Below are 4,680 nucleotides of genomic sequence, written 5' to 3'. Positions count from 1 at the left end.
CCCCAACCCGTGCCGGCGCCCCCGCCACCCGAGAGCCCGCGCCCGTCCAGGCCTAACCATCGCTCGAGAAGGAGACACACCATGTCCCACGACCACGACCACGACCACTCCGGGCACGACCACACGCACGGGCACGACCATGGAGGACACGAGCATGGTGCGCACGAGCATGGTGCGCACGAGCATCACCATCACGAGCCGCCAGCGGGGGCGACGAACCTGGTGACCTGTCCGGTGATGCCCGGCAACCAGGTCGACCCGGCCTGGGCCGAGCAGCGCGGCCTGTTCCGCGACTACCAGGGCAGCCGGTACTGGTTCTGCTGCGCCGAGTGCGGGCCGCTGTTCGACGCCGACCCGGCCCGCTACGCGCACGCCGCCTGACCGGCCAGATAACCCGGTCGGAGATAGAGGGTGGACACGGCGGTCGGGCTGGTGCAGGCGTACCTGCGGGTCAACGGCTACTTCACCGTCGCCGAATACCCCGTGCTGGACGCCACCGGTCCCGGCGGTCCCCGCACCATCACCGACCTGGACATCCTCGCCGTACGGCTGCACCGCGCACCGGGAGCGTCCGGGACCGTCGACGCACCGCTGGACCCGGCCCTGGGCGCCGGGGGCGGAGCGGACATGATCCTCGGCGAGGTCAAGGAAGGCCGCCCGCACCCCAACCCGGCGATGCGGGACCCGGCCGTGCTGGAAGCCGCGTTCACCCGGTTCGGGTGCTGCGCCCCGACCGATGCCGCCCGGCTGGTCGCCGAACTGCTGGAAACGGGACGGACGGTGGCGCCGGAAGGGCACACGATCCGCACGGTCGTGTTCGGCAACCCCACCTCCCCGCCCGGGGCGGGGGCGCCGTGGCACACCGTCCCGTTCGCCCGGGTGCTGCGCTACCTCGAAGACCACCTCAGCGCGCACTGGGGCATCCTCGGCCGCACCCAGATCAAGGACGACACCCTCGCCCTGCTGGCCCTACGGGAGAAGGCCCACCGCGCCGCGACCGGCGCCTCCCGCCAGGGCACGGACCGGTAGGGCGGGTCATGGCGGGGGAGCGTGTGCACACGCAGGGGGAGCCGGTGTGGGTGCGCACCCGTGACGAGCGCGCCCTGTAAACGATGGTGCTGCCCGCCCCGGCCGGGACCCCCGGGGCGCCGACGGTGGTGTTCGAGGCGGGATGGGCGGCGACCCGCTCCACCTGGGCGTTGCTGCAGACCCGGGTCGCCGCGTTCACGCGGGCCGTGGTGTATGACCGGGCAGGGCTGGGCCGGTCCGCCCCGGATAGTGCAGGGCGCACCCTGGACCGGATGGCCGACGACCTGAACGATTTGCTGGACGGCCTCGAGCCGAGCAGCGGGTTCGTGCAGGTGGGGCATTCCGCGGGCGGCCCGATCGTGCGGCAGGCAGCAGACCGGCCGCCCGGACCGGGAGGCCGGTCTGGTGCTGGTGGATCCGACCGACGAGGCAGCGACCCAGCAGTTCGGTGTGCCGTTCCGGGTCGGGGAGAAGATCGTGATCGCCGTGGAGTGGGTGCTGGCACGGGTGGGGTTGCTGGAGCGGTTCTTCCGGTTCCTCGGGGAGGGGATGCCCGAGGATGTGCGGGCGGATCTTCACCGGGAGGCGTTCCGGCCCGCGGTGGTGGTCACCCAGGGTCGGCAGGCGCGCACGTTCCTCACCGAGCTGCACGCCTGGCGCGGCGACCCGCCGGTGCTGCCCGATGTCCCGGTCACCGTCATCTCCGGCAGTCTCGCGGACGGGATGCCGCGACGGGTCCGGGATGCCGCGACCGCCGCCGGGCGGTATCGGGCCGCACAGTCCCGGCAGGGCCGGCACGTGGTCGCTGCCCGCTCCGGCCACTACATCCCCGCCACAGAATCGGACCTGATCGCTGCGGAGATCCGCCGCCTCGTCCTCCCGCCCGTCGGATAGCCCCGGGTTGTCTGGCGGGCATGCCTGGTCAGGCCACGGCAGGGGGGCGTCGCCGCCGGGCGATCGCACCGGTGAGGGCGAGACCACCCAGCCCACCCCATAGGGTGACAGTGGAAACGCCTTGCCCGATGAGGACGGCGGGGGTGAGCCCGGCGCGCAGGTCGGTGTCGGCGATCATCGCCCCGGCCTGTCCGGCGGGCAGACCGGTGAGGGTGCTGCCGTCGGGGCGGATGATCTGGCTGGCGCCGACGGTGGAGACGTTCACCACGGTGCGGCCGGTCTCCACCGCGCGGATTCTGGCGACCGCGAGCTGCTGCAGGTTCTCGTCCGTGCCGCGGAAGTCGGCATTGTTGGTCTGGAACACCAGCAGCTCCGCGCCGGCGGTGACGCTCTCGGCGATGACTTCGTCGTAGATCACGTCGAAGCAGATCGCCAACCCCACCGGCACGTCGCCGACGGTGACCATGGGCAGGTCGGTGCCGTGCGCGTAGTCGCGTTGCAGCAGCCCGACCAGGTCGGGGGCGAGCAGGGTGTAGAACGCCCGGTCGGGCACGTACTCGCCGAACGGCACCGGGTGGCGTTTCGCGTGCGTCTGCACCTGCTCCCGCTGCGGCGTGGCACCGGTGGTGGCCGGGTCCCACAGGAACGACGTGTTGTAGATGTTGCCGCCCGCCGTGGTGGCCGCGTTCGCCAGCAGCGGGGCACCTGCCCGGGTGCTGATGCCGGTGAGGTACTCCGCCAGCCACGGGGTCTGGAACGGGTCAGCATCCAGCCCTTCCGGCCACACCACCAGATCCACATCCGCGTCGAGCACCGGGCCGGTCGCGTCTCCCTGCGCCCGGGCGATCGCCCCCACGGTGCGCTGGTCGAAGTACCCGGACGGGCCGTTGCCTTGCACCGCCCCGACCCGCATCGTCCCGGCCGGTGTGGTGGGAAACGCCGGGACCAGGACCAGCATCAGGGTGGTGACGGCGGGTACGGCGGCGGGGAACGGGCGACGCCACCGGCCGGTCCGGATGGTTTCGATCGCGGCGGCGACGGTGAAGACCATCAGGAAGGTGAGCCCGCTCACCCCGACCCAGGACACCGTCTGAACGAGGGGGCTGTCGGCTTGGGTGATCCCGAGCCGCGCCCACGGCAGCCCCCCGTACGGCCAGGCGCCCAGCAGCACCTCCCGGCCCGTCCACAACGCGGCCAGCAGGCCCGGCAGCAGGAGCAGGCGTCCGACCGGGCCGGGGGCGGCGCGCGGCACCCACCGGTAGGCGAGTGCCAGCGGGATGATCCCGACCGCGGTCAGGGTCCCTTCCACCACGGTCAGTGCCGCCCACGGCACCGGCCCGAGATACCGGGTCGTCCAGGACACCAGCAGCCCGAAGAACAGCAACCCGAACACCGCCCCGACCGCCACCGCCCCCCACACGCTCCGGCCGATCAGGGCGAGAAGCAGCAGCCCGGTCGCGGCGAACGCGGCCGGCCAGAATCCCACCTCCGGGTAGGCGAGATCCATCAGCACCGCCGCGGCTGCCGCGACCGGCAACGCCATCGCCAACGGCATCACCGCCCGGGCGCGGCGGTTCGGCGGGGTGGGTTGGGGGCGTCCGTGCGGGTCCTGGAGGGTCGTCGGGGTGGCGGTCATGGCCGGTCCGCGATGGTGCGGGCGATTACGGCGGCGTCCCGGGACACCCCGGCGAGGGTGTCCGCTCCGGGGCGGCTGTGGGCGGGGATCCCGGCGACGAACAAGCCCGGCAGCCCGGTCATCGCCGGGCGGGACCGGGCTGCGGTCGCCTCGGCGGGGAGCCAGTCCTCGCCGGGGTCGTACCCGGTGGCGAGGATTACCGAGTCCGGGGCGAGGGTGCTGCCATCGGCGAACGTGACCTGCCCGCCGTCCGCGCCGGTCACCGCCGGGGCGACCGCCACACCCGCGTGACGCAGCGCATGGTAGCTGTCGCCGAACACCGGCTGCACGGCGGGTGGGCGACCCAGCCAGGACGAGCCTGCCCGGGCGTGGACGGGGAAGGTACGGGCGGGTCGGTGCGGCCGTCGGGTGCGGACCGCGAGGGTGACCTCGTGGGAGGCGGACAGCTCTCGCGCCAGCTGCACCCCGCTGTTCCCTCCGCCGACGATCAGCACCCGCCCGGTGGGCACCTGCCGGGGGAACTGGTAGTGGGCACTGTGCAGCACCACCCCGGGCACCCGCAGCTGCTGCGCCCACGCAGGGATGCGGGGGTGGGTGGCGGCGCCGGTCGCGCACACCACGTTGCGGGTCTGCACGTCGCCCTCCGCGGTCTGCAGCTGCAGCACCGACCCGTGACCGCGGTGTTCCACCCCGACCACACGCAACCCCCAGAACGGGTCCACCCCCAGGGTGTGCTGCACCTGGTCCAGGTAGTTCGCGATCTCATCGGCCCGGGGATGCTCGTGCGGGTCCAGCGGCAGCGGCCGGAGCGGAAGCGTGCTGTGGCGGGCGTCGGACAGCAGCCGCATCGAATGCCACCGGGACGCCCAACTGCGTTGCCGGTCCGTGGCGGCGTCGACGACCACGAACTCCTGCTGCGGCCGGAACCCCAACCCGATCAGCGCGGCGGCCACCGCGAGCCCGGCCTGCCCGGCCCCGACGATGATCGCCCGCCGATGCGTCAACCCCGACCGCATCACCACCCCCTCCCCGCACAAGAGGGCCGGGGCGGGAACGGACGGAGGATGATCGCGCCGGCGCCGCGGCGGGACGGGGCCGGACGGGGCCGAGCGGGGCCGGGT

5 protein-coding genes are annotated in these 4,680 nt (G+C 73.5%); 3 read left to right on the top strand and 2 right to left on the bottom strand.

Annotation, left to right across the window (positions count from 1 at the left end; genetic code table 11):
* Positions 1-81 precede the first annotated feature (81 nt).
* From FFS56_RS20355 to FFS56_RS20725, 3 genes are all read left to right on the top strand, one after another.
* Positions 82-381, top strand: coding sequence for a YHS domain-containing protein (locus FFS56_RS20355; protein ID WP_101305236.1), 300 nt, complete (start codon positions 82-84; stop codon positions 379-381).
* 30 nt (positions 382-411) lie between these two features.
* Positions 412-1,029 (top strand): hypothetical protein, encoded by a 618-nt coding sequence (locus FFS56_RS20350; RefSeq protein ID WP_036286071.1) that lies wholly within the window; start codon positions 412-414, stop codon positions 1,027-1,029.
* Between the two features lie 405 nt (positions 1,030-1,434).
* Positions 1,435-1,923 (top strand): alpha/beta hydrolase, encoded by a 489-nt coding sequence (locus FFS56_RS20725; protein ID WP_198553659.1) that lies wholly within the window; start codon positions 1,435-1,437, stop codon positions 1,921-1,923.
* Positions 1,924-1,951: 28 nt separating this feature from the next.
* Here the strand turns inward: FFS56_RS20725 and lnt are convergent, their stop codons facing one another.
* Entirely contained in the window at positions 1,952-3,559 is a 1,608-nt protein-coding gene (gene lnt, locus FFS56_RS20340; RefSeq protein ID WP_101305237.1) for an apolipoprotein N-acyltransferase, read from the bottom strand.
* Entirely contained in the window at positions 3,556-4,575 is a 1,020-nt protein-coding gene (locus tag FFS56_RS20335; protein ID WP_101307115.1) for an NAD(P)-binding domain-containing protein, read from the bottom strand. Before FFS56_RS20335 ends, lnt begins: the two co-directional genes overlap by 4 nt.
* Positions 4,576-4,680 lie beyond the last annotated feature (105 nt).

This window comes from Microbacterium sp. Beta (assembly GCF_005502545.1).
GTDB classification, from domain to species: domain Bacteria; phylum Actinomycetota; class Actinomycetes; order Actinomycetales; family Microbacteriaceae; genus Microbacterium; species Microbacterium oxydans.
This window is presented reverse-complemented; position numbering and strand designations above follow the sequence as displayed.